This is a genomic window from Chryseobacterium sp. CFS15, from assembly GCF_031118795.1.
GTDB classification, from domain to species: Bacteria; Bacteroidota; Bacteroidia; order Flavobacteriales; family Weeksellaceae; genus Chryseobacterium; species Chryseobacterium indoltheticum.
Map to the genome: position 1 here is coordinate 502,645 of NZ_JAVHYL010000002.1, position 25,070 is coordinate 527,714.

General features: G+C 35.3%; 21 protein-coding genes. 8 read left to right on the forward strand and 13 right to left on the reverse strand.

From position 1 onward, the window contains the following. The first annotated feature begins 166 nt into the window (after nucleotides 1-166). Both gcvP and OH814_RS04880 read left to right on the forward strand, forming a co-directional pair. Nucleotides 167-3,025 (forward strand): aminomethyl-transferring glycine dehydrogenase, encoded by a 2,859-nt coding sequence (gcvP, locus tag OH814_RS04875; RefSeq protein ID WP_308827337.1) that lies wholly within the window; start codon nucleotides 167-169, stop codon nucleotides 3,023-3,025. A gap of 561 nt (nucleotides 3,026-3,586) precedes the next feature. Then, entirely contained in the window at nucleotides 3,587-6,589 is a 3,003-nt protein-coding gene (locus tag OH814_RS04880) for a LamG-like jellyroll fold domain-containing protein (RefSeq protein WP_308827338.1), read from the forward strand. A gap of 527 nt (nucleotides 6,590-7,116) precedes the next feature. Here OH814_RS04880 and OH814_RS04885 read toward each other — a convergent pair. The 11 genes from OH814_RS04885 to OH814_RS04935 all read right to left on the reverse strand — a co-directional run bounded on the left by OH814_RS04885 (nucleotide 7,117) and on the right by OH814_RS04935 (nucleotide 17,009). After that, entirely contained in the window at nucleotides 7,117-7,848 is a 732-nt protein-coding gene (locus OH814_RS04885; RefSeq protein WP_308827339.1) for a hypothetical protein, read from the reverse strand. Between the two features lie 517 nt (nucleotides 7,849-8,365). Further along, on the reverse strand, nucleotides 8,366-9,094 hold the full coding sequence (gene lipB, locus OH814_RS04890) for a lipoyl(octanoyl) transferase LipB (RefSeq protein ID WP_201133879.1): 729 nt from the start codon (nucleotides 9,092-9,094) through the stop codon (nucleotides 8,366-8,368). A gap of 31 nt (nucleotides 9,095-9,125) precedes the next feature. Continuing rightward, nucleotides 9,126-9,902, reverse strand: coding sequence for a tryptophan synthase subunit alpha (gene trpA, locus OH814_RS04895; RefSeq protein ID WP_308827340.1), 777 nt, complete (start codon nucleotides 9,900-9,902; stop codon nucleotides 9,126-9,128). A 70-nt stretch (nucleotides 9,903-9,972) separates the two neighbouring features. After that, nucleotides 9,973-11,187, reverse strand: a complete 1,215-nt coding sequence (trpB, locus tag OH814_RS04900; protein ID WP_308827341.1) for a tryptophan synthase subunit beta — start codon at nucleotides 11,185-11,187, stop codon at nucleotides 9,973-9,975. After that, a complete protein-coding gene (locus OH814_RS04905; protein WP_308827342.1) occupies nucleotides 11,180-11,653 on the reverse strand; it encodes an OsmC family protein in 474 nt (157 codons plus the stop codon). The genes trpB and OH814_RS04905 overlap by 8 nt, the downstream gene beginning before the upstream one ends. A gap of 93 nt (nucleotides 11,654-11,746) precedes the next feature. Continuing rightward, nucleotides 11,747-12,199 (reverse strand): IS200/IS605 family transposase, encoded by a 453-nt coding sequence (gene tnpA, locus OH814_RS04910; protein ID WP_308827343.1) that lies wholly within the window; start codon nucleotides 12,197-12,199, stop codon nucleotides 11,747-11,749. A 52-nt stretch (nucleotides 12,200-12,251) separates the two neighbouring features. Next, on the reverse strand, nucleotides 12,252-12,968 hold the full coding sequence (locus tag OH814_RS04915) for a phosphoribosylanthranilate isomerase (protein ID WP_308827344.1): 717 nt from the start codon (nucleotides 12,966-12,968) through the stop codon (nucleotides 12,252-12,254). Between the two features lie 18 nt (nucleotides 12,969-12,986). Beyond that, entirely contained in the window at nucleotides 12,987-13,766 is a 780-nt protein-coding gene (gene trpC, locus OH814_RS04920) for an indole-3-glycerol phosphate synthase TrpC (protein ID WP_308827345.1), read from the reverse strand. Nucleotides 13,767-13,826: 60 nt separating this feature from the next. Continuing rightward, the gene (gene trpD, locus OH814_RS04925; protein ID WP_308827346.1) at nucleotides 13,827-14,816 is read right to left on the reverse strand and encodes an anthranilate phosphoribosyltransferase; all 990 of its coding nucleotides are present in this window, start codon (nucleotides 14,814-14,816) and stop codon (nucleotides 13,827-13,829) included. 97 nt (nucleotides 14,817-14,913) lie between these two features. After that, complete coding sequence (locus OH814_RS04930) at nucleotides 14,914-15,501, reverse strand: aminodeoxychorismate/anthranilate synthase component II (RefSeq protein WP_308827347.1); 588 nt, start codon at nucleotides 15,499-15,501, stop codon at nucleotides 14,914-14,916. A gap of 92 nt (nucleotides 15,502-15,593) precedes the next feature. After that, nucleotides 15,594-17,009 carry an anthranilate synthase component I family protein gene (locus tag OH814_RS04935; RefSeq protein WP_308827348.1) on the reverse strand — a complete coding sequence of 472 codons (1,416 nt, stop codon included), beginning with the start codon at nucleotides 17,007-17,009 and terminating at the stop codon, nucleotides 15,594-15,596. Nucleotides 17,010-17,343: 334 nt separating this feature from the next. On the opposite strand from OH814_RS04935, the gene OH814_RS04940 reads away from it, so the two are divergent. From OH814_RS04940 to OH814_RS04965, 6 genes are all read left to right on the forward strand, one after another. Continuing rightward, on the forward strand, nucleotides 17,344-17,556 hold the full coding sequence (locus OH814_RS04940; RefSeq protein ID WP_308827349.1) for a hypothetical protein: 213 nt from the start codon (nucleotides 17,344-17,346) through the stop codon (nucleotides 17,554-17,556). Beyond that, complete coding sequence (locus tag OH814_RS04945) at nucleotides 17,556-17,918, forward strand: c-type cytochrome (RefSeq protein ID WP_308827350.1); 363 nt, start codon at nucleotides 17,556-17,558, stop codon at nucleotides 17,916-17,918. Before OH814_RS04940 ends, OH814_RS04945 begins: the two co-directional genes overlap by 1 nt. Further along, nucleotides 17,919-18,848 (forward strand): 23S rRNA (adenine(1618)-N(6))-methyltransferase RlmF, encoded by a 930-nt coding sequence (rlmF, locus tag OH814_RS04950; RefSeq protein ID WP_308827351.1) that lies wholly within the window; start codon nucleotides 17,919-17,921, stop codon nucleotides 18,846-18,848. It begins immediately after the preceding gene. 244 nt (nucleotides 18,849-19,092) lie between these two features. Further along, nucleotides 19,093-20,790, forward strand: coding sequence for a lysine--tRNA ligase (lysS, locus tag OH814_RS04955; RefSeq protein ID WP_308827352.1), 1,698 nt, complete (start codon nucleotides 19,093-19,095; stop codon nucleotides 20,788-20,790). Between the two features lie 113 nt (nucleotides 20,791-20,903). Continuing rightward, nucleotides 20,904-21,722 (forward strand): OmpA family protein, encoded by an 819-nt coding sequence (locus tag OH814_RS04960; RefSeq protein ID WP_308827353.1) that lies wholly within the window; start codon nucleotides 20,904-20,906, stop codon nucleotides 21,720-21,722. A 96-nt stretch (nucleotides 21,723-21,818) separates the two neighbouring features. After that, nucleotides 21,819-22,679 (forward strand): mechanosensitive ion channel family protein, encoded by an 861-nt coding sequence (locus OH814_RS04965; protein WP_308827354.1) that lies wholly within the window; start codon nucleotides 21,819-21,821, stop codon nucleotides 22,677-22,679. A 40-nt stretch (nucleotides 22,680-22,719) separates the two neighbouring features. On the opposite strand, the gene OH814_RS04970 is transcribed toward OH814_RS04965, so the two are convergent. Both OH814_RS04970 and OH814_RS04975 read right to left on the reverse strand, forming a co-directional pair. Next, nucleotides 22,720-23,727, reverse strand: a complete 1,008-nt coding sequence (locus OH814_RS04970; RefSeq protein WP_308827355.1) for a cytochrome d ubiquinol oxidase subunit II — start codon at nucleotides 23,725-23,727, stop codon at nucleotides 22,720-22,722. Beyond that, nucleotides 23,724-25,067 carry a cytochrome ubiquinol oxidase subunit I gene (locus OH814_RS04975; protein ID WP_308827356.1) on the reverse strand — a complete coding sequence of 448 codons (1,344 nt, stop codon included), beginning with the start codon at nucleotides 25,065-25,067 and terminating at the stop codon, nucleotides 23,724-23,726. Before OH814_RS04975 ends, OH814_RS04970 begins: the two co-directional genes overlap by 4 nt. Between the last annotated feature and the right edge of the window lie 3 nt (nucleotides 25,068-25,070).

Below are 25,070 nucleotides of genomic sequence, written 5' to 3' on the forward strand. Positions count from 1 at the left end.
AATAAATTCAAATTATCGCCTGTGATCACACATTATGAAGTTTCAAAACCCATATTTTAAAGCCAATTGCAAAAAGCCAATTTCCGATTGTTACTTAGGTTGCAAAATCATTTTAAAAATCGTAATTTTACGAATCTTTTTTTACAAACAAAATCTAATATAAAAAATGAATACAGAACAGTTTGTGAGCCGTCACATCTCCCTAAACGAAGCCGACAAACAGGCGATGTTGGAAAAAGTTGGCGTTTCAAGTATCGAAGAATTAATTTCTCAAACCATTCCATCATCGATTCGTTTAGAAAATGATCTGAACATTTCAGAGCCACTTTCGGAGTATCAAATGTTGAATCATTCGAAAGAATTGGCATCGAAAAACACGGATTATACAAGCTATATCGGTTTTGGATATCACAATACCTTGTTGCCATCGGCAATTCAGAGAAATATCTTTGAAAACCCTAGCTGGTACACAGCGTACACGCCTTATCAGGCAGAGATCGCTCAGGGAAGATTAGAAGCTTTGCTTAATTATCAAACTGTTGTGTGCGATTTGACAGGTTTTGCTTTGGCAAACGCATCTTTATTGGACGAATCTACAGCAGCTGCAGAAGCAATGCACATGTTCTTCAACAACAGGACAAAAGATCAGAAGAAAGCAGGAGCTAATAAGTTCTTTATTTCTGATTTGGTTTTACCTCAAACCGTTTCTGTTCTTAAAACAAAAGCTGAAGGTTTAGCAATCGAAATTGTAGTTGGTGATCACAAAACTCACCCGTTCGACGAATCTTATTACGGAGTTTTATTGCAATATCCTGGTAAAAACGGAATTGTTTTAGATTATACGGAAGACATCGTTGAGTACAAAAAATTAGACTTGCAGGTTGTTGTAGCTTGTGATCCTATGGCTTTGGTTAAATTGAAATCTCCGGCTTCAATGGGCGCTGACTGTGCTGTTGGTACTTCTCAGAGATTTGGTATTCCATTGGGATATGGTGGTCCTCACGCTGCATTTTTCTCTTGCAGAGAAGATTACAAAAGAGATATTCCGGGAAGAATCATCGGGGTTTCTCAGGATATGTACGGAAAACGTGCATTGAGAATGGCTTTACAAACAAGAGAGCAACATATAAAAAGAGAAAGAGCGACTTCAAATATTTGTACTGCTCAGGTTCTTTTAGCTGTAATGGCAGGTATGTATGCAGTTTATCACGGTCCGAAAGGATTAAACTATATCGCTGACCAGATTCACTTTAAAGCGAATGCATTAAAAGGAGGATTAAAAGCTTTAGGTTATCAGACGGTTGAAGAGCCCATCTTTGACACTGTAAAAATTGTGATGAGTGAAGATGAGAAAACAAGATTATGCAGAATGATGCTTGATCACAAATTGAATCTTAACTACTTTACAGAAGGAGTTGTGAGCATTGCAATCAACGAAAGCACGACGCTTGAAAAACTAAATGTTTTGATGGCTTCTTTTGCTCAGTTTAAAGATAAGCAGACATTTAAATTAGAAATAAAAGAAGGATACAGCATTCCTGAAGAAAATCTTCGAAAAGATGAGATTCTGACGGAAGAAGTATTCAACAAATACCATACAGAGACCGAATTGATGCGTTACATCAAACGTCTTGAAAGAAAAGATTTATCATTAACACATTCAATGATCTCTCTTGGTTCTTGTACCATGAAGCTAAATGCTGCGACTCAGATGTTGCCGCTTTCTTGGGCAGAATGGGGAAGTATTCACCCATTTGTACCGGTAAATCAGGCAGGAGGTTATCAGGAAATGATCAAAGAATTGGAGAAAGATCTTTCTGAAATCACAGGATTTGCAGGAACTTCTCTTCAGCCAAATTCAGGAGCGCAGGGAGAATATGCAGGATTGATGGTAATCAGAGAATATCATATCTCAAGAGGCGAAGGTCACAGAAATGTGGTGTTGATTCCTCAGTCTGCACATGGAACAAACCCCGCTTCTGCAGCAATGGCAGGAATGAAGATTGTTGTTGTTAAAAACCTTGAAAGCGGAGAAATTGATTTCGAAGACTTCAAAGCGAAAACAGAGCAGCATTCTGAAAATCTTTCTTGTGTAATGATCACGTATCCGTCAACGTACGGATTCTTTGATGCTAACATTAAAGAAATTACTCAATTGGTTCACGATCATGGCGGACAGGTTTATATGGACGGTGCCAACATGAATGCTCAGGTAGGATATACAAGTCCTGGAAACATCGGGGCAGACGTTTGTCACCTTAATCTTCACAAAACTTTCGCTATTCCTCACGGAGGCGGAGGTCCTGGAGTTGGTCCGATCTGTGTTGCTAAGCATTTAGTTCCTTTCTTACCTACCAATGCAAACATTAAAGTTGGTTCTAAAGAAGCAATTGAAGGTATTTCTGCTGCACCTTACGGTTCCGGATTGATCCTAAATATTTCTTACGCTTACATCAAAATGTTGGGAACTTCAGGTTTGAAAAAAGCTACTGAGCACGCAATTTTAAATGCAAACTATTTAAAAGAAATATTAGCAGAGCATTTCCCTATTTTATATTCAAATACAGAAGGTAGAGTAGCGCACGAGTGTATCGTAGATTTCCGTCAGTTCAAATCTTTAGGAATTGAAGTGGCTGATGTTGCAAAAAGATTGATGGATTATGGTTTCCACGCACCAACGGTTTCTTTCCCGGTTGCAGGAACATTGATGATCGAGCCAACAGAATCTGAAAGCAAGTCTGAAATCGACCGTTTTGCAGAAGCTCTTATTGCGATCAGACATGAGATCGATGAGATTGCTAACGGTGAAGCTGATCAGGCAAACAACGTATTGAAAAATGCTCCTCACACTGAGCAATTGGTTATTTCTGATTCTTGGGATAAACCATACAGCAGAGAGAAAGCCGCTTATCCTTTGGATTGGGTGAGAGATCACAAATTCTTTGCTTCAGTTTCCAGAGTTGATGAAGCTTACGGAGACAGAAACTTAGTTTGTACTTGTGAGCCGATTGAAGCTTATATGTAATTAAAAGTTTTTTTATATAATTAATCCCTTTCAGTTTTTGAAAGGGATTTTTTTATTCAAATTTTAAATTACCTTTTTTTGGAAGTAAAGACAATTAACATTATAATTCCTCCAAAAATAAAAGTAATAATTGATACTGTTTTGATTGAAATTTCACTTGTTGTAGTGTATTCTTTTCCACACGAAACGAGGAAAAATGCTATCATTAAAAAATAGCTAAGTAGTAATTTTTTAGTCATATGTGTTGTGTTTTATGTTTAAAAAGATAAGAATAATTTATATAGTTCGCTAATTTTCAGCTATTATTTATTATTCTTCACATAGTTATTTGGGTGCATATTACTTTCCTTCCCCTAAAGAATTATTTCTTTTCTGAGTCAAATTTTCCGACTGTGTCTTTGTTGTATTAAAAAGTGATCACTCTTCAATTTCAATATATATTAATCAAATTATTTTAATGAAATTTTGAGCTACTTTATTGATTTATAGTAACCAGCAGGATTGTGCAGGATGCTCATATTTACGTTTGTGTTTAGCTTGGTTAACACAAAATTAATATTTATGAAAAATAAATCTTTACTGATTAAGCAGGCTTTAAAAACATTGTTGTTAGGTGGATTGACCTTATCCGCTGCTGGCTTAGATGCTCAGACATTGGCATTTCCGGAAGCTACCGGTTTTGGTCGATTTACTACAGGAGCGAGAGGTGCAGCCAATCCTCAAATCTATTTGGTGACTAATTTGAATGACAGCGGTGCCGGTTCTTTTCGTGATGCGGTAAGTCAACCGGGGCGTTTTGTTATTTTTAAAGTAGGAGGTATTGTTAATTTACAATCTGTGGTTGCTGTCGCAGCCAATACTACAATTGCAGGACAGACTGCTCCTGGAGAAGGGATTTTATTTCTCGGTCCGAGAGTTTCATTTACCGGAGCCAACAATACGATTGCGAGATATCTGCGTATCCGTTATGGAGGAACTTCTCAAAATCAGGATGCGTCAGGAATTGCCAACGGAGCGAATATCATTTTAGATCACATGACTTTTACATGGGGTACAGATGAGGTATTTTCTGTAAACTGGGATAATAACGGAACAAGTCCTGATAACATTACAATTCAAAACTCGATTATCGGACAGGGAATGCACCGTCACAATCATTCCGCAGGAGGATTAATGCAACCTCCAGCAGGTGGAAAAATCAGTCTGATAGGAAATTTATATATCTGTAATAAAACCCGTAATAATAAAATAAAAGGCATCAACGAGTTTGTAAACAATGTGGTGTACAATTGGGGGAATTATGGAAATACCTATGGCCACACCCAATCTGGAGAAGCATATATTATGGGTGGAGATTCTGCAGGTGCTTCGTATGCCAATATCATCAACAATTATTTTATCGGAGGGCCCAATACGAGCGGTACGGTTTCTACCCCTTTCAGCGTAGGAAATGCCAACTTTAATTTATATGGTTCCGGAAATTATTTCGACAACAATAAAAACGGAGTTTTGGACGGAACTTTAGTTCCTGAGAATTTAACAGGATATCCTGTTGGAGATATCAATGCGATTCAAACAACTTCGTATGATTATCCGATGAAAAACCCGACCTTGACTGCACAAGGAGCTTTTGATAATATTGTTTCAAAAGTAGGCGCTTCCTATCCAAGGCGTGATCAGGTGGATCAGTTGATGATTTCAGATCTGATGTCGAAAGGAACAACCGCAACTTATGTTTATGTACAAAGCGATTTAACAACTCAATTCGGGTTTACCAATGGCGGAGCAGGTCACGTTTATGGCGCTCCGGCTCCTTTAGATACCGATAATGACGGAATGCCCGATGCTTGGGAAACTGCAAACGGACTGAATCCTAATGTTTTTGATGCTTTGGCAGTAAGTACAACGCATGCTCCATATCTGAATATTGAGGTATATATTAATGGTCTGCATAATACAGCAGCTCCGGATTTTATTATTCCGCCATCCAATTTAAATTTCACAAATCCAGTGACAACGGGAACTCCGGCTTCAAGCTCATTAACGGTTAACTGGAGTGATAATGCAACCAATGAAACAAATTATGTATTGGAACGTTCTCCCAATGGCACAGCGTTTACAGTCATTGCAACATTGCCTGCGAATACAACGACTTATAATGAAACGGGTTTAACGCCCAACACTCAATATTATTACAGAGTGAAAGCGGTGAGTGCCACAGAATCTTCTGTGTATACTTCAAATGCTTCAATCACTACACCGCCTGTTCCGTCAGCGCCTACCAAAGCAGCTAATCCAAATCCTGCCAATGGATTTAATGACGTACAGCTGACCAATGGAAATTTACTTTTAAAATGGACAGGAAGTTCCAACACTACTACCTACACCGTTTATTTTGGAACCGATCCTCAAAATTTAAGCAATGTGGCTACAGTTCCTTATGCTGCAACACCATCGTATCAGTTGAGTAATTTAAATACGGCAACTAATTATTACTGGAGAATTGATTCGTCTAATGCATTAGGTTCTGTAACAGGAGATGTTTGGAGTTTCCGTGCATTGACGCCTAGTCTTGTTGGGAACTGGCCATTCTCAGAAGCTCCCTTATCTGGTGAGCAGATTGCAGATTTAACGTCTTATGCCAATCACGGAACATTAAATGTAGCCTATGATAATGCTAATGTGAGAGTTACAGGAAAAGAAAATTATGCCCTAGATTTGGCAACTTCACCCAATACGCCGTACATAGCGAGTATTCCGCATCAGGATCAGATTTTATTTAATACTAATTCTTTTACGGTTTCGTACTGGATGAAAGCTCCGACAAGTATGATCCCATCGTCTTCGGCAACCAGTCTGTATGTTCTGTGTAAAGGTTCGTTTACTAAAAATACGGCAACAGGAGCTACAGGAAAGCGTTTTAACGTAGAAATAAAAGGCGGCCAGCTGCGATATGCCATCGATGATGACGTTACGAAAAAGGAAATCACCTCACCCATTGCCAATTATTTTACCAATAACTGGGTACATGTTGTAATTCAGAGGGATATTACAGCGCATAAAATGAGAATTTATACGAATGGTGTTTTAAGTGCTGAAGGAGACGAAACCGCGGTTACAGGAATTGGTGAAGCAAGTGATCTAATCATCGGAAATATTGGTGAACTTGAGTTTTTATCAACGACCAATTCTCCAGCTCCTTATAAAGGTGCTTTTGATGAACTTAAAATGTATAATTATGCATTATCTCCGACGGAAATATCTGCTTTGTACAATCAGGCGGTGTTGAGCAATGCAGAATTCAGTATCAGTAAAAATGTGGGAACGGTTTATCCGAATCCTGTAAAAGATCAGATTTTCATTAAGCTTCCTGAATATAAAAAATCAAGTTTAACTGCCACAATTTTAGATATGACGGGAAAAGTAATCGTTAAAGAGAAATTAAATGCTAATGGAAACGGAGTATTTAATTTAAATATTGCCGGTAAAAAAGTTTCAGGAAATTATTTTCTGAATGTTTCAGGAGAGGAATTGAATAGCAATTTTAAAATTATTGTTCAGTAAAATAGAGCACACTTAGTTTAATTCATATTGTATCAAAGGAAATCCTTTCAATTTTTTTGAAAGGATTTTTTATAGTTTTTATGGATAAAAATTATGTCTATCCGTTTTTACTAATAAGCTATAATTTAACACAAAGGCAAACAAAGAATATTAAAAATTTGACTGTTTTAAAGTTATACAAAGGCGTAAACCTAGCAAAGAAATACAAAAAGTCATAAAAATATGAGGAACTGTGGGCAAGCATTAAAAATTAAACTTAAAATTTTAATAGGCTTTAAGTTGTTCCATTTCTAATTTGAATTGATATAATTGTTTTCCAGATTATAAAATGTCTTTCTAGAGTGAGCAAAATTCTTTTTTTAGTTGTCTTATTTCTTTTTTTAGTAGGGATAATTCTTTTTCAAGTTATTTAAACTCTTTCTGAAGTAGCTTTATTTTTATTTCTGATACGAAAAATCCTCTTGCATTAAAAGCGGATCTTATTTTTAGGATCTTATTTTCCTTAAAGAGAAAAAGAACTGACGGTTTTAATTTTTAATTTTAACGAATTCTAAACCTTTTATCTGTGCAAACTCAGGACTGGTAGCTCCGAATATAGCCTTGATGTATTTTTTAACGTCTGAAGCAGTCTCGCAAATCCCGATCTCATCACCGTACAAAAGTTTGTTTCTTGCGATTCTTGCATTACTGAGATTGGCATAAGTTCTTGCTACCTCCAGATTTTTATTTTGTAGATCTGTGATGGTTGAGACAAGGGTATCTACAAGCAATTCCGGCTCATGGGGTTGATAATCGGGCTCATTGTCCAGGACCGTTTTTAGCCCTGATAAATGCTGAATGAGCTGGTCATAAGATTGCTGGCTCGCAGAAATAGTAGCGGTAGCCGTTTCCCCGGGATTGACAGGAGTCTTTGGAGGAGATGCTCTTTTGCCCTGTAATTTTCGATTGTGGAATTTTGCTTCTTTAATACTGCCTTCAGATGCGTCTGAAACCTGTATCGCATTGACGAATCTTGTCGACATTATTTTGATGCCGCTGAAAGCGACCTGTCTTTCGCTTACTTTCCCATTGTAGATCGTATTATTAGATAAAACATCTGCTAAAGCAAGTTCGGCAGAATCTTTCAAAGCTATGAGTGCAGGTAACCGCAAGTTGCTCTTTGAGGGATTGTAGGATGAGCCGTAGCCCGTTAAAAATTCGATCATGGTCTGAAAATTTGCAATGTTCTTTGCATGACCGGTTTCTGTGGTTGATGCCATAAGTCATTTGTGTTTAGTTTGTTAGTGTAACAAATATAGATTTTTTTCAGATAGAAAAGAATGGGTATTGTGATCTTTTATGAGAGAACTTTATTGGAGCGAGGTTTTACATTTACTATTTTCTTTGCTTTCGCAAGAATCATGCTTTTGTTTTTGTTGCTAATACGAGTGGGACGCTCGCACTAGCTAGGGTAAGTATTTTATAATGAAGAAAGCTTTTAAAACATTAAAGAACTCATTTTTTGCTATGAATATTAGAATTGAAAAAGTAATTGTAGTCCAAAAAAGAATAGAAATTTCTCTGTTGAAAAAGAATTTAGAAATTCAATCATTTGCTATTGTTTAAATTTATGATATGAGTGTAATTTTAATATATATTGTCAAAAGATATTTCGCTAAAGCAGTTATATTCATTTAAAAATGAAAAAAGCTGAAGTTCTCACTTCAGCTTTAATAATGCAAAACAATTTTATTTTTTGCTATAATTTTCAGTGATAATATTACACAATTATCAATATTATTTACTCACCAATTCCGCCTCAAAGACATCCACAAAATGCTTCCTGATTTTCGCTTTAATATCTTCCATTTCTTCGGGAGTAAGTTCTCTTTCCAACTCTCTTTTCAAAGAAGTTACCTGTTTATCTTTAATACCACATGGAATGATGTATTCAAAATAACGCATATCGGTATTGATGTTTAAGGCAAAACCGTGAAGCGTAACCCAACGCGAAGCTTTTACCCCCATCGCACAGATTTTTCTGGCGTAAGGTTTTCCGACATCCAGCCAGACTCCTGTTTCTCCGGGAGAACGCTCGCCTTTCAATCCGTATTCGGCAATAGTTCTGATGATCACTTCTTCAAGATTTCTCATGTACTTGTGAATATCTGTGAAGAAATTTTCAAGATCTAAAATAGGGTAACCCACAATTTGTCCGTAACCGTGATAGGTAATATCTCCGCCACGATTTACTTTTACGAACGTGGCATCTATCTCCTTCAGTTTATCGATTCCGGCAAGCATATTTTCTTCGTGACCACTTTTTCCAAGAGTGTAAACATGAGGATGCTCTACCAAAAGAAAATGATTGGAGGTTGTATATTGCTCGTCGACAGGCAAGTCGCGATTTTTGATTTTCAGATCAATAATGTTTTTCATCAACGTCTCCTGATAATCCCATGATGGTTGATATTCTTTAACGCCTAAATCTTCAAATTCTACGACTTTATTTTGATGTGTATTCATACCTTTTGTTAACGAACAAATTTAGTGATTTTTAATTTTTTATAGAATTAATAAAATCTATGGCTTTTATTCTCCAATCTTTATCGTTGAGCAAGATGTTGACGAAGGCAGTACCAATGATTCCGCCGTCTGCTTTTTGGGTAACATTTTCAAAATCTTCTTTAGATTTAATTCCAAAACCTATCATTACAGGATTTTTCAGTGGGAGAGAGGCAAGTCGGGAAAGATAGTCTTGATTATTTAAAACAGCATTCTCATTTCCTGTTGTAGATGAAGAACTTACCGCATACAGAAATCCTGAACTTAAAGAATCGAGGTGCAAAATTCTTTCATCTGACGTTTCGGGAGTTACCAAAAACGTAAAATTCAAATTGTACTTTTCTAAGATTTGCTGATAATTTTTCTCAAATTCAATCGGCGGTAAATCAGGAATAATTAAACCTGAAACTCCACTTTCAGAACATTCTCTGCAAAAATTTTCAAACCCGAAACTCAAAACCGGATTGATGTATCCCATTAATATAATTGGAATTCTGATTTCGTTTTTAACAGATTTCAGTTGAGAAAGTAAAGTTGAAATTGTCATTCCATTATTTAAAGCCAGTTCGTGCGCTTTTTGAATGACAGGGCCATCGGCGACAGGATCAGAATAGGGCATCCCGATTTCCATCATTTCGGCTCCGGAATCTTGAATAAGTTTTATAATTTCAGAGGTATCTTCCAGTTGTGGAATTCCTGCTGTGAAGTAGATGTTGAGGAGTTTAGTTTGGGTGTTGGAAGCAGGAAGTTGGGTGTTATTTTGGTGCATAAATTTAGATTTAGTTAAGATTTAATTTTTTTTAATGAACAAATTTCAGTTTGATTTTAAAGACGAATCTTTAAGCATCCATCTTCTGACTTCCATCATCCAGCACTTTCAAATACGTTTCCATATCCTTATCACCACGACCAGAAAGACAAATCACTACAATATCATTTTCGTTGAATTTCTTTTTATCTAAAACGGCTAAAGCATGGGCGCTTTCCAAAGCGGGGATAATTCCTTCCAATTTGGTTAGTTCAAAAGCAGATTGCAAAGCTTCGTCATCATTAATGCTGAAAAATTCTGCTCGGTTTTCTTTAAATAAATGTGCATGAAAAGGCCCTATTCCGGGGTAATCTAAACCTGCAGATATAGAGTGGGGTTCAATAACCTGTCCGTCTTGGGTCTGCATAACCAAGCTTTTACTTCCGTGTAAAACGCCTAAAGTTCCCAGAAAAGTTGTGGCTGCCGATTTCCCTGAATCGATTCCAAAACCTCCGGCTTCAGCAGCGATAATTTTTACATTTTCTTCCTCTACAAAATGATAGAAAGTTCCTGCAGCATTGCTTCCTCCACCAACACAAGCAATGACATAATCAGGAGTTGAACGACCAATTTGCTCGTGAAGCTGTTCTTTAATTTCTTTTGAAATCACAGATTGAAATCTCGCCACCAAATCTGGAAACGGATGAGGACCAACCACACTTCCGATAACGTAATGTGTTGTTGTTGAATTGTTAATCCAGTCTCTTAATGCTTCATTTACAGCGTCTTTCAAAGTTTTTGAGCCAGAAGTTGCAGGGATAACTTCTGCGCCCAACATTTTCATCCTTGCCACATTCGGAGCCTGTCTTGCAATGTCGATTTCGCCCATGTAAACGATACATTCCAAACCAAGAAGCGCACAAGCTGTTGCGGTTGCGACACCGTGTTGTCCTGCTCCGGTTTCTGCGATTATTCTATGTTTTCCGAGACGTTTTGCCAATAAAACCTGTCCTAAAGCATTGTTAATTTTATGCGCTCCGGTATGGTTGAGGTCTTCTCTTTTTAAATATATTTTAGTATTGTATTTTTCGCTTAAATTTTTCGCCAAATATAACGGAGTAGCACGACCTACATAGTTTTTCAACAAATCCTGATATTCATTCTGAAAATCTTCTGATTCTATGATTTCAAGATAGTTTTTTTGCAGTTCTTCTACATTCGGATAGAGCATTTCGGGGATAAAGGCTCCACCAAATTCTCCATAATATCCTTGTTTGTCTGGGTTTTTATATTTTGTTTTAATCATTTTTGTAATTGATTTCAGGTTGATGTTTTATTTCAAAATTCAATGAATTGGCAATAAAGCAATATTCATTTGCTTTCTGATGAAGTTCGATTGCTTTTACAATCATATTTTTTTCTGCAACCAAAATTTTAGGTTTTAAGATAATTGCTGTGAACTTTCCACTTCCGTTTTCGCTTTCTATCATTGTTCCTTCTGCAAAATCTAGATATTCTAAAACCAGAATATTATTGACCGAACAAAAATGTAAATACCACAAAAGATGACACGAAGAAACGGAAGCTAACAACAAATCTTCAGGATTATGAAGTTCAGGATTGCCTAAAAATGCAGGGTCTGAAGAACCTTCGATTTCAGCTTTTCCATCAACCGATATGATATAGCTTCTTTCATACGAACGATAATTTTTTGTGGATTCACCAGTGTTTCCCGTCCATTTTATTTTTGATTTGTATTGATGGTTTTTCATATGAAATATTTTAAGTTTAAAAGAGTCCCAAAGGGACGATTTAACAAAGCATAGGAATTCACTCCTATGAATCTAACAATTGTTTAAATAACATTAATCCCAAATATATTTTTCATCATAATCTATTTTGTATTTTTTGTAATAATTAATCATCTCATGTTTGAAATCAAATTCTTTATGATGTTCTCTTTGATTTTTAACATATTCAGAAACTGGAAAAATGTTATTTGGACTCACTGAAAAAGCTCCATAACCTTCCTGCCAAAAGAAATCTTCATATTTTTTTCCTTTCGTCTTTATCCACTTTGATGAAACTGCTTTTATTTCCTGAACCAATTTCATCAAAGCAATTTTCCTAGACAACAGACAGAGAATATGGATATGATTGTCTGTTCCTCCTATTTGCAATGCTGTGCTTTCAAAATCTTTGCATAATGCAGCAATATATGAGAACAATTCTTTTTCTATACTCTCATCAATAAAATCATTTCTGTGCTTTGTGCTGAAAATGATATGGACGTAGTTTTTGACTAAGGATTGTGGCATTTCTTTGTGTTTTTTATTGTTTGTTTTTGATAGGATTGCATCCTATCCTTTGTTAAGTCGTCCCTTTGGGACTTTTATATTTATTTATAAATTCTTTTATTTTTTCTAAATCTTTAATTCCAGGCTCAATTTCAAATTTTGAGTTGATATCTAAAGCAAATGGTTGTTGGTTGATTGTTTTTAGTTGATGGAAGTTTTCCAAAGAAATTCCACCACTTAAAAAATAGGGAAGAGGGATTTCAATTTCGTTGAGGATATTCCAATCGAAAGTTATTCCAGTTCCGCCAAATGCTTTTGAATCTTTATCAAATAAGAGATAGTTAATCGTTGTTGGTTGTTGGTTGTCAGTCTGAGCAGAGTCGAATACTTTTTCAATTTTTCTTCTTACTTCCGACTCTTGGTTTCCGATTCTAATGACTTTTATGATTCCAACTTTAGATTTTAGTTTTTTTCTCAATTCCAAAATAAAATCATCACTTTCATCTCCGTGAAGTTGAATAAAATTTAAATCTGATTTTTCAGCAATTTCTATTATTTTTTCTAAATCTTCATTCACAAAAACCCCAACTTTTCCTTGATGATTTATTTCTGATATTTCATCTAAGCCTAAATGATTCAGAACATATCTTGGTGATTTTTCGTAGAAGATGAAGCCTAGAAAATCAATTTTTAATGCCACTAATTCACGAATTTGGCTGAGCTGTGTCAAACCGCAAACTTTGAGTTTTGGTTGAGGATTTTCGGTTGATGGTTTTTGGCGTTCAATCATTGCTAAATTGGTAAACTGTTATATTTTTACATTAGAAACGAATTCAGAAAATTTGTTTCCGGGGTTTTCATTTTTCATAAAATATTCGCCCATTAAAAAACCGTTGAATCCCTTTTCTTTTAAATATTTAAAATCATCTTCGTTGTAAATTCCGCTTTCGGCAATGGATAAAATATTTTCAGGAAGCTGATTTTTTAGATTGACAGAATGTTGTAAATCAACTTTAAAATCTTTTAAATTTCTGTTGTTAATTCCTACAAAATCAATGCTTTTATTGATGTGTTGAAGCTCTTTTTCAGTGTGGATTTCCAATAAAACTTCTAATCCTAATTTATGAGAAAGTTCTGTAAATTCCTGAATCTGAGTTGGCGAAAGGCAAGCAGCAATCAATAAAATAACATCAGCGCCGATTGATTTTGCTTCATAAAACTGATATTCATCAACCATAAAATCTTTTCGTAGAATCGGAATTTGGATATGATTTCTTACACTTAAAATATCATCAAAACTTCCGCCGAAAAAATCTTTATCGGTAAGGATAGAAATTCCGCTTGCTCCAAATTTTTCATAATCGGAAGCAACTTCTAAAGTCGAAATTTGATTATTAATAATACCTTTTGAAGGTGACTGTCTTTTAAATTCAGCAATAATTCCTGATTTTGATGCTAAAGTTTCTTTCAGGGAAAAAGTTTTTCTTCCAAAAAATTCTGAATCTTTAAGTTGCGCCACAGAAGTTTTAGATTTTGAATCTTTTATTTCCTGTTTTTTTCTTTCTATGATTTTATCTAAAATATTCATTCTGTTAGGTTGATGGTTAATGGTTGTTAGTTGATGGACTTTTGTAGCATAAAAAAACTATCAACCATCAACTAATAACTGTAAGCTATTCAACGCTTTTCCTTCAAACAAACTTTCTTTTGCTAAAGTCAAACAATCATCATAAGTTCCATATTTCTGGGTGTGCAATAAAGCAACCGCTGCATTAACTAAAACTACTGCATTTTGTGATTCGGTACCATTTCCTTCTAATATATTTTTGAAAATTTGTGCAGTTTCTTCAATCGTTTCTCCTGCTTTTATGTTTTCAGAATCAACCGGTTTAAAACCTAAATCTTCTGCCGAATAAATATTTTCACCGCTTTTTGTGATGATTTTACTGTCTTGAGTAAGGCTGATTTCGTCGTATCCATCCATTCCGTGAACTAAAACAAAATCCTGATTTTCTTTCTGAAGCAAATATTGATAGAGTCTTGCAATCTCCAGATTATAAACTCCAATCACAGAAAACTGCGGTTTTGCAGGGTTTACCAACGGACCAAGTAAATTAAAAAAAGTTCGCAACCCTAAAGATTTTCGCAATGTACCTACAGACTGTAATGCCGGATGAAAATACGGAGCGTGAAGAAAACAGATATTTGCCTTCTCTAAATCCTGATTAAGTTCGTCTGATGTTTTTTTGAACTGATAGCCTAAAGCCTCTAAAACATTGGATGAACCTGTAATGGTTGACGCACCATAATTTCCGTGTTTGGTTACTTTTTGTCCGGTTCCTGCAACAACAAAACTCGCCAAAGTAGAAATATTGATGGTATTTTTTCCGTCACCACCAGTTCCCACAATGTCAATGCTATCGTTAGTATTCAAATTAACGGGAACAGCCATTTGAAGAAGTGCTTCTCTGAAACCTTTCAGTTCATCTAAAGTAATATTCCGCATCAGAAAAATACTGATAAAAGCTGTGACTTCAGTAGCATTAAATTTATTTTGAGCAATCTCAATCATAATAGCTTTTGCCTGCGATTTTGACAAAGTATGGTGATTGAATAGATATTCTAATATTTCTTTCATAATGGTAAGTGGTTGCTGGTTGTTAGTAATTGGTTGTTAGTTTTAAAGTATTTTTAGAATAATTTTCTATCAACTATCAACTATCAACTAAAATCTATTAACCAATTAAAAAATTTCTAATAATGGTTTCTCCATCGGGAGTTAATATGCTTTCAGGGTGGTATTGAACGCCGTGAACATCAAATGTTCTATGTTTTAGGCTCATAATCATTCCTTTGCTGTCTGTACTGGTAATTTCCAATTCTTCGGGGAAATTTTCAGGATTAACTGCCCAGCTGTGATATCTGCCAACTTCTAAAGTTGGAGGTAAATCATTGAAAATTTTATGCTTGCTGATTTGGATTGCTTCCGTTGCAACACCATGATAAATTTCGGTGAGATTGATTAAGCTTCCGCCAAAAGCTTCTGCAATTGCCTGTTGACCAAGACAAACGCCAAGAATACTTTTTGTTGGAGCGTATTTTTTAATTACATCTAATAAAATTCCGGCTTCTTCAGGAATTCCTGGTCCTGGAGAAAGAATGATTTTATCGTATTTTTGAATGTCTTCAAGTGCGATTTGGTCGTTTCGAACGACATCTACTTTTTCGCCTGTAATTTGCTCAATCATTTGAACCAAATTGTAGGTAAAGCTGTCGTAGTTATCGAATACGAGGACTTTGGTTGATGGGTTTATATTTGTCATTTTTTCTATATTTTTTCTTTGTCATTCCGAGGAACGAGGAATCTCAGAGATTCTTCACTTTGCTGCGCTTCGTTCAGAATGACAAAATATTTTTACAATTTCTCTGCTTTCTCAACCGCTTTTTTGAGTGCATTCAACTTGTTATTCACTTCTTCCAGCTCATTTTGAGGAATTGATTTTGCAACCAAACCAGCTCCAGCCTGATAAAATAAAGTGTTGTTTTTGCTTAAAAATGTTCGGATCATAATGGCCTGATTACAGTCGCCATTTAAACCAATCATCCCGATGCAACCGCCGTAATAGCCGCGCGAATCTTTTTCGTATTCATTAATAAGCTGAAGGGCTTTGTATTTTGGTGCTCCGCTTAAAGTTCCCTGTGGGAAAGTATCAGAAACAATATCAAAAGGATTGGTATTTTCCTCCAATTCAGCAGTAACTTCACTTACCATGTGAATAACGTGAGAGAAAAGCTGAATTTCTTTCAGTTTGGTTACAGTCACATTTTTCCCTTTTTTCCCTAAATCATTTCGGGCTAAATCTACCAACATCGTATGTTCAGCATTTTCTTTCGGGTCTTTTTTTAAAGCTTCTGCAGATTGTAAATCGGTTTCAAAATCTCCGCTTCTTTTAAAAGTTCCCGCAATAGGGTGGATGATGGCTTTGTTGTTTTTAATAATTAATTGACTTTCAGGGCTTGAACCAAATAATTTGTAATTTCCGTAATCGAAAAAGAATAAATAAGGGGATGGATTGATATTTCTCAAAGCACGATATACATTAAACTCGTCTCCTTTAAACTTCTGCTCAAATCTTCTGCTCAAAACCAATTGAAACACATCGCCTCTTTTGCAGTGTTTCTGAGCTTTGTCTACGAGCTCCAAATATTCTTCATCAGTAAGATTTGAGGTTTCTGAACCGTCTTTTTCAAATGGATAAACAAGCGCATTTTTATTTTTAATTAAATCCTGTAACAATCGCATTTCAGATTTTACGCCGGCAATTTGGTTTTCGATAAAATGCATTTCATCATTAAAATGATTAATGGCAATCACATATTGATACAGTCTGTAACGAAGAATCGGGATTTCAACTTCTTTGCTTTGAGGTTTGAAACTGATATTTTCAAAAAGTGGAACGGCTTCAAAACTTGTGTATCCAAAAAGACTTTGTGCAGTTTCTTCTATGTTGTCATTTGTTTTTTCACAAACAAAAACTTTAGAAAATTGATTTAGTAAATCGGTGACTTTAATGTTTTCCAGAGATTTTTTCTCCGGATTTTCATTAGGGAATTTAATTTCATATTCATGAAGATTTTTGATTTCAATTCCGGCAATCGCGTTTACAGCAATGAAAGAAAAGTTATTGTCGATATTTTTTGAATCTGAACTTTCAAGCAAAATCGTATCGCGAAATTTATCTCTTATCTGAAGATAAATATTCATCGGGGTTTGCAGGTCGCCCAGTGTTTTTTTTGAGGTGGTTTTTATATTGATTGTATTCTTAAACATTTTATATTTTTTTTAAGTAATGAACAAAAAAAAGACTTCAACGCAATCGTCAAAGTCTCTGTATGTTTTTCTATAGAATTCCAGTTGTAATTTTAACAACACGACAATAGCATCAGACCCGACGAAGAGTTTGAGTGCCACCACCAATTTTTGTTGTTAGAAATAATCATGTGACAAATGTAGATAATTTTTTAATATCAAAAACAAAAAATTTAAAAAAGCTGAAATATATTTTTTATTTCTCTGGAATCAGTTTAAATATGATTTAATATAGCCCTAAATCTCACATTTAAAACTTTATTTTTTATATTTTTGTGACCAAATTAGAAAAGCAATGAAAAAAGTATTAGCAATCGTATTCTTAGGAAGTTTAGTAGCGGTAAGCTGTTCAAAAAAAGCAGATAAATCTCTTCAAGACAGCAATATTATGTTAGAAGAACCTGCAGCACCCACAGTTGTAGATTCTACAGCTAAGAAAACCAATTCTACACCGGCTCCGGCGGCAACACCTGCACCTGCAACAACAGATTCTACAGCGACAAAATAATGAAACAACTGTTTTTAACAGGGATTGTAAGTCTACTTATAATTTCTTGTTCTAAAAAAGAAAATTCAGAAATACAGCCTTCTTCAGATACTTCCACACCTGTTGCGACCAATGCTTCAGGAAAAGATTTAATAGAAGCTTCTGATTGTATGGCGTGTCATAATGCTGTGGAAAGAACGATAGGCCCGTCTTATAAAGAAATTGCCGAAAAATATTCTGATAAAGATATTGAAATATTGGCATCGAAAATTATAGAGGGCGGAAGTGGAGTTTGGGGAAGCGTTCCGATGCAGCCTCATCCACAAGTTTCAAAAGAAGATGCAAAAAAAATGGTTGAATTTATTTTGAGTCAAAAGAAATAAATGACTGCCGAAAAATCAACTCTGCACCCAAGAAATCTGCACCGAAATTCTTATGATTTTGAACAGCTGATTTCTTGTGTGCCGGAATTGAAACATTATGTTTTCATCAATTCTTACGGAAATCAAACTATTAATTTCAGTATTCCAAAAGCTGTAAAACTGTTGAATAAAGCTTTGTTGCAGCATTTTTATAGCGTTAAAAACTGGGATATTCCTGACGAAAATCTTTGTCCGCCCATTCCGGGAAGAGCAGACTATATTCATTATCTCGCAGATTTATTGACTGAAAATTCTAAAGAAATTCCAAAAGGTATTTCCGTAAAAGGCCTCGATATTGGAACAGGCGCCAACTTGGTATATCCTTTAATTGCGCATCAATCTTATGGTTGGGAAATGTTAGGAACCGATATTAACAAAAAATCTTTGGAAAATGCTCAGAAGATTTTAGATGAGAACCCTGATTTTTCATCCTATATTCAGTTGAAATTTCAACCGGATTCAAATTTTATATTTAAAAATGTTCTTTCTCCTGAAGATCAATTCACATTCTCAATGTGCAATCCACCTTTCCATGATTCTGAAGAGTCTGCAATGAAAGGAAATATTAGGAAGACAAAAAATCTTAAAAAATCAAAGACTCCCAAAACCAATCTCAATTTCGGAGGACAACAATCTGAGTTATGGTGTGAAGGTGGCGAATTGGCTTTTATCTCAAAAATGATTGAAGAAAGTGCCTTATTCTCATCCCAAATTCTATGGTTTACGTGTCTGGTTTCTAAGCAAGAAAATTTGTTTAAACTGACTTCACTTTTAAAAAAAGTAAAAGCTGTTGAAGTAAAAACAATCGATATGGCACAAGGTCAGAAAATCAGCAGAATTTTAGCGTGGACATTTATTCCAAAAGAAAACAGGAAAGATCGGTTTAAATAATTTTCGAATTTTTAAACTATTAAGATTTAGTGTGTATGCGTTTAATTAAGATTTAAAAACAATTTAATTTTGCACAGCACTTAAAAATATCTTTAGATATTGTCTTAATACTTCTTTACTTCTTAATAAAACCTTAATGGTTTAATTTTAATTGTATTATTCCAAATAAATTAAGGTCATAAAATTTAACTTCCATAAACCTATAAAATTCACTATTTTTGCAATTCGAAAAAATTGAATTACAATGCAATTATCAGAACAGGAAATCATTAGAAGAGAAAAGCTGAATAAGCTTGTTGAAATGGGAATCAACGCGTTCCCTGCAGAAGAATACAACGTTACAGATACTACAGAATCTATAAAACAGAATTTTTCTGAAAGTAAACAGGTGAAGATTGCGGGAAGATTGATGTCTCGTAGAATTCAGGGGAAGGCTTCTTTTGCTGAGTTGCAGGATTCTACAGGGAAAATTCAGGTCTATTTCAACAGAGACGAAATCTGTACGGGAGAAGATAAAACTTTATACAACGACGTTTACAAACACCTTTTAGATATTGGTGATATCATCGGAATCGAAGGAGAATTGTTCACAACTCAGGTTGGTGAAATGACGGTTTTGGTGAAAAACTTTATACTTTTAACGAAGACTTTAAGACCTCTTCCTCAGGCAAAAACTGACGAGAATGGAGTGGTGCACGATGCTTTCAATGATGCTGAATTGAGATACAGACAGCGTTATGTAGATTTAATTGTGAATCCTCATGTAAAAGAAATTTTCATGAAACGAACAAAATTGTTCACCGCTATGAGAAATTTCTTTAACGACGCTGGATATTTTGAAGTAGAAACACCTGTTTTGCAATCTATTCCCGGTGGAGCAGCAGCGCGTCCTTTTATCACGCATCATAATGCCTTAGACATTCCATTATATTTAAGAATTGCGAACGAATTATATCTTAAGAGATTAATCGTTGGTGGTTTTGACGGGGTTTATGAATTCTCAAAAAACTTCAGAAATGAAGGGATGGACAGAACGCATAACCCGGAATTTACAGCCATGGAAATCTATGTAGCTTACAAAGATTATAACTGGATGATGGATTTTACAGAGAAGTTACTAGAGTTCTGTGCAACTCAAGTTAACGGATCTTCAGAATCTACTTTCGGAGAACATACAATCAACTGGAAAGCACCTTACCCAAGAGTTTCTATGACGGAAGCAATTGTGAAATATACAGGATTTGATATTACAGGAAAGACTGAGCAGGAGTTGTTCGACTTTGCTAAATCTATCGGAATCGAAGTAAACGAAACAATGGGTAAAGGAAAATTAATCGACGAGATTTTTGGTGAAAAATGTGAAGGAAACTTCATTCAGCCAACTTTTATCACTGATTATCCGGTAGAAATGTCACCTTTAACCAAAAAACACAGAAGTCAGGAAGGTCTTACTGAGCGTTTTGAATTAATGGTTTGCGGTAAAGAAATTGCCAATGCATATTCCGAGCTGAATGACCCAATCGATCAAAGAGCACGTTTCGAAGATCAGCTGAAATTGGCTGAAAAAGGTGATGATGAAGCAACAGGATTTATCGACGAAGACTTCTTAAGAGCTCTGGAATATGGGATGCCACCAACTTCAGGTTTAGGAATCGGAATGGACAGATTGATTATGTTTTTAACCAACAATCCATCGATCCAGGAAGTGTTATTCTTCCCTCAAATGAAGCCTGAAAAATTGGTTCCTCAAATCGAATTGGGAGAAGATGAAGAGATTATTCTAGAAATTTTAAAGTCTGGTGAGCAAATCGCTTTAGGAACTGTAAAAGAGCAGTCTAAACTTTCAGGTAAAAAATGGGATAAGGCTTCAAAAACTTTAACGAAAGGAAACTTGGTGAAAGTAGAGAAGATTGACGACGTTGTTTTGATGAAATTGGTTTAAGCTTAATTATCAAACAAAATTATATTTAAATTCCTGAAACTATTTTCAGGAATTTTTTGTTTTCTGAAACAATAATTAAATATTTCTCCGTTCTAAATAAAACTCAAAATCTGATGAAATATTTTGTATTATTTTTTTTGATCTCAATTGGATATAAGGCGCAAATGATGACTTCTGTCTATTTTGTACACAATTCTTACGAACTAAATCCCGAATCTAAACAAAAACTTGATAGCTTAGCACAATTGAAAACTAGCCTAAAATTTAAAATTTTTGGAAACTGTGATTCTTCCGGAACGAATGAATATAATAGTAAACTTTCGGAAAACCGGGCAAATACCGTTCGTAATTATCTTCAGAATAAAATTTCAGAAAATATTCAATTAATCAATGCTGTTGGTTTAGGTGAAGAAAAACAAATCAATGATAACAGTACCGACGAGTTGCGTGGGAAGAACCGCAGAGTTGATATTTTTATTGAAAAAGCTTTTGTTCAGGGAGAGAAAATTTCAAGAAATGCTTTGCCCAGTTTTTTAAGTACGGAAATTTCTCAGATGAAAGTGAAAGATACTTTTGCGCTTCCGAATGTCAATTTTGTTGGCGGTCGTCATGTTTGGCTTCCGAAAGGACAATCTGAGATTGTAAAACTTTTAAAAATACTGAAAGAAAATCCTACATTAAAAATCGAATTGCAGGGACATATTTGCTGTGATTACGAAAATTTTGATGGTGAAGATTTAGATTTAAAAACATTCAATCTTTCTTTTACCAGAGCCAATGCAATCAAAGAATTTTTATTGAAAAACGGAATCAATTCCAACAGAATTACTGCAAAAGGACTCGGCCATCTCAATCCTGTTGCATATCCCGAAGAAACAGAATTAGATAAAACTAAAAATCGAAGAGTAGAAGTGGTTTTACTTAAGAAATAAGGCTTTAAAATTTAAGATTGTTAAAAAATATTCAAACTCAAATATTTTTTATAAATTTATAATGGCTGAATGGCCAATAAAAACACAATCTTATCTATGTTTGACCTAAACAAAGCTATTGAGCTAATTGATGAAAAACTTGAAATTTGGTTCCGCGAAATTGTAAAAATTTTACCAAATCTGCTTTTGGCAGCACTTATCCTCGTAATTGGATTCTTCATTGCAAAATGGATCCGGAAACTGACGTTAAAAATTTTTAGTAAAATTTCCTCTAATCATACCATAACCAATCTTTTCAGTACTTTTATTTATATCACTGTTCTCGGTATTGTTTTTTTTACAGCACTGAGTATTTTGAAACTTGATAAAGCGGTAACGTCAATTCTTGCGGGAGCCGGAATTTTCGGGCTGGCTTTGGCTTTTGCATTTCAGGATATCGCATCCAATTTTATTTCCGGTATTTTTATTTCGTTCCGTAAACCTCTGCATATAGGTGATATTGTTTCGGTAAAAAATTATATGGGAAAAGTAATGGAGGTGAATCTTCGTGATACCTTTATTAAAACTTTTCAGGGGAAAATGGTCATTATTCCCAATAAGGAGGTTTTTCAGAATCCGGTAGAGAATTATTCACTTCTTGGCAAACGACGTCTCGATCTGAAAGTGGGTGTTTCTTATGATGCAGACCTTGAAAAAGTGGCTCAGGTGACTTTAGATGCTTTAAAAAATATTGAAGGCCTCGCCTCGGGAGAAGAAACTACACTTTTTTATCAGGAATTTGGCGATAGTTCAATCAACTTTACAGTCCGTTTGTGGTGTAGATCTACGGAGCAGATAGATTATCTGAAAATGGGTCATGATGCAATTATTTCCATAAAAAAGGCTTTTGATCAGCACAAAATAAGCATTCCGTTTCCTGTTAGAACGCTGGATGTCAACTGGCCGGAAAAACTGTAGCGATTTTCCGGAGTTTAAAATAATCAAAATTTAAAATCAATTATTTCTTTGATGCTTTTGAAAATGAAAACATCAGATAAAACAAAAAAGGAAGAATAAAAAGTGATCCCAAAACTAAGGCCCAACCTAATGCTGAAATCGTCTTTGGAGCTGCAACATGCTTCAGTAAAGAAAGGTGCTGTCCGTTTCCTAATAAAATAATATCCGGATTGTGCTGATAAGTTGCTGCCACTAAAATCATAATGATTTGAAACCCAGCTAAAGCTCTTACCGGAAGCAGTTTTTTCTTATGCATCGCTCTTAAAATTAATCCTAAAGCCACGGTTGCAAAAGTAATCGCCATCACACCCAGATATTTTGAGAAAATCCATTTTGTTAGCGGAATATCAGAAAGATAGGCTGCTAGAAAAACCAATAAACCGGTAACTACTACAAAGAGCATCGTCTGGTGCGATTTTCTGATCATCAATTCTAATTCTAAACGATCGCTGGTTTCCCTTAACGAAAAAATGGACGCTAAATAGGCACAAAGTGAAACGGTGAATAATCCTACCGCAACGCCAAACCAATTAAGCCAGCTGAAAACATATAAATCTAAAAAGTTATTTGCATCAGGGTTTATTGATTGTGAAACGGTTGCAGCCGCTATTAAGCCTAAGAAAAAAGGTGTTAACAAACTTGCATAATAGAAAATCTGAGTATAAATAATCTGCCAACGATCTTCAACAGCATCGTAATGTCTAAACGTAAAGGCTGTTCCTCTCGCAATAATTCCAACAAGCATTAATACTAACGGAATATGGAGATAAGTAGAAAGGGTCGTATAGATTTCAGGAAATCCTACAAATAAAATAACAATGGCAATGATGAGCCACATGTGATTGGCTTCCCAAACAGGAGCAATCGATTCGTACATTATTTTTTCGGTGTACTTTCTGTTTTTCTTTTTGGTCATCAATTCTACGATTCCGGCTCCGAAATCTGCACCACCCAAAATCACATAAAGACATACGGAAAGCCATAGAAAACCAATTACAACGTAGATCATGATTTTTTGTTTTTAGAATTAAACTGAGGGTCTGTAGGATCATAAAGTTTGGGAACCATTTGTATCTGTCTTCTTAAAAGAAAAATAATAATTAATGACAATGAAATAAAAATTGCTGTGAAAAAATAAAACGAATACTGAATTCCCGGCATCGGTGTAACAGCATCAACCGTTTTCATAATTCCGTAAATAATCCAAGGTTGTCTGCCTACTTCTGTGACTGTCCACCCTGCTTCCAAAGCAATATAACCAAATGGTGTGGCGAAAAGGAATGTTTTTAACAGCCAGTTTTTTGTCAGCCAATCTTTTTTGAAAAAGAAAGCATAAAGATAAAGAGATCCAATGGAAATCATGACAACACCAAAGAAAATCATAATCTGAAAAGCATAATGCACAACGGCAACAGGTGGCCATTCATCTCTTGGAAAATCATTCAGTCCTTTTACTTCGGCATTAAAATCATTACTCACCAAAAAGCTTAAAACTTTTGGAATTTTTATAGCATATTTAATTTCCCCTTTTTCTTCATCGGGAATTCCACCCAATACAAAAGCTGCTCCTTTTTCAGTTTCAAAATGAGCTTCCATTGCTGCTAATTTAATCGGTTGTCTTTCTGCAACAGATTTTGCGGCAACATCACCACTCAAAGGAGCACCGAATGCTCCAATCATTGCAAAAGCTGCAGCAATTCTAAATGCCTTAGTGTGAAATTCTACATTTTTCTTTCGCATAATTAAAAAAGCATGAACTCCCGCAACTGCAAATCCAGTCGCACAAAAAGCGGCAACCGTCATGTGTAATGCCTGTGGAAACCAAGCGTCATTAAACATTGCTTTTATAGAGTCTATATTTACGTATTGTCCATTGATATAGTCAAATCCGGTTGGTGAATTCATCCATGCATTGGCAGCAACCACTAAAATGCCTGAAGCTAAACCGCTTAAGCCAACTAAAAATCCGCAAAACCAGTGAAACCATTTATTGAATTTATCCCAACCGTAAAGAAAAAATCCGATGGCAATCGCTTCAATAAAAAATGCGGTTCCTTCAAGAGAAAAAGGCATTCCGAAAATAGGTCCGGCGTGTTTCATAAATCCCGGCCAGAGCAATCCGAGTTCAAATGAAAGCATCGTTCCCGAAACTGCTCCTGTTGCAAATAATATAGCAACTCCTTTGCTCCACGCTTTGGTGAGCCCTTTATAAATTTCGTTTCCGGTTTTAAGATATTTCCAGTGTGCAAATGCCATTAAAAAAGGCATGACCATTCCGACGCAGGCGAAGATGATATGAAAACCTAAAGAAAGCGCCATTTGGGCACGTGCAGCAATAAAGTCATCCATAAA

What these genes read in the sequence shown, in the direction of transcription:
- gcvP (WP_308827337.1), top strand. Translation starts at nt 167, where the DNA reads ATGAATACAGAACAGTTTGTGAGCCGTCACATCTCCCTAAACGAAGCC.
- OH814_RS04880 (WP_308827338.1), top strand. Translation starts at nt 3,587, where the DNA reads ATGAAAAATAAATCTTTACTGATTAAGCAGGCTTTAAAAACATTGTTG.
- OH814_RS04885 (WP_308827339.1), bottom strand. Translation starts at nt 7,848, where the DNA reads ATGGCATCAACCACAGAAACCGGTCATGCAAAGAACATTGCAAATTTT.
- lipB (WP_201133879.1), bottom strand. Translation starts at nt 9,094, where the DNA reads ATGAATACACATCAAAATAAAGTCGTAGAATTTGAAGATTTAGGCGTT.
- trpA (WP_308827340.1), bottom strand. Translation starts at nt 9,902, where the DNA reads ATGCACCAAAATAACACCCAACTTCCTGCTTCCAACACCCAAACTAAA.
- trpB (WP_308827341.1), bottom strand. Translation starts at nt 11,187, where the DNA reads ATGATTAAAACAAAATATAAAAACCCAGACAAACAAGGATATTATGGA.
- OH814_RS04905 (WP_308827342.1), bottom strand. Translation starts at nt 11,653, where the DNA reads ATGAAAAACCATCAATACAAATCAAAAATAAAATGGACGGGAAACACT.
- tnpA (WP_308827343.1), bottom strand. Translation starts at nt 12,199, where the DNA reads ATGCCACAATCCTTAGTCAAAAACTACGTCCATATCATTTTCAGCACA.
- OH814_RS04915 (WP_308827344.1), bottom strand. Translation starts at nt 12,968, where the DNA reads ATGATTGAACGCCAAAAACCATCAACCGAAAATCCTCAACCAAAACTC.
- trpC (WP_308827345.1), bottom strand. Translation starts at nt 13,766, where the DNA reads ATGAATATTTTAGATAAAATCATAGAAAGAAAAAAACAGGAAATAAAA.
- trpD (WP_308827346.1), bottom strand. Translation starts at nt 14,816, where the DNA reads ATGAAAGAAATATTAGAATATCTATTCAATCACCATACTTTGTCAAAA.
- OH814_RS04930 (WP_308827347.1), bottom strand. Translation starts at nt 15,501, where the DNA reads ATGACAAATATAAACCCATCAACCAAAGTCCTCGTATTCGATAACTAC.
- OH814_RS04935 (WP_308827348.1), bottom strand. Translation starts at nt 17,009, where the DNA reads ATGTTTAAGAATACAATCAATATAAAAACCACCTCAAAAAAAACACTG.
- OH814_RS04940 (WP_308827349.1), top strand. Translation starts at nt 17,344, where the DNA reads ATGAAAAAAGTATTAGCAATCGTATTCTTAGGAAGTTTAGTAGCGGTA.
- OH814_RS04945 (WP_308827350.1), top strand. Translation starts at nt 17,556, where the DNA reads ATGAAACAACTGTTTTTAACAGGGATTGTAAGTCTACTTATAATTTCT.
- rlmF (WP_308827351.1), top strand. Translation starts at nt 17,919, where the DNA reads ATGACTGCCGAAAAATCAACTCTGCACCCAAGAAATCTGCACCGAAAT.
- lysS (WP_308827352.1), top strand. Translation starts at nt 19,093, where the DNA reads ATGCAATTATCAGAACAGGAAATCATTAGAAGAGAAAAGCTGAATAAG.
- OH814_RS04960 (WP_308827353.1), top strand. Translation starts at nt 20,904, where the DNA reads ATGAAATATTTTGTATTATTTTTTTTGATCTCAATTGGATATAAGGCG.
- OH814_RS04965 (WP_308827354.1), top strand. Translation starts at nt 21,819, where the DNA reads ATGTTTGACCTAAACAAAGCTATTGAGCTAATTGATGAAAAACTTGAA.
- OH814_RS04970 (WP_308827355.1), bottom strand. Translation starts at nt 23,727, where the DNA reads ATGATCTACGTTGTAATTGGTTTTCTATGGCTTTCCGTATGTCTTTAT.
- OH814_RS04975 (WP_308827356.1), bottom strand. Translation starts at nt 25,067, where the DNA reads ATGGATGACTTTATTGCTGCACGTGCCCAAATGGCGCTTTCTTTAGGT.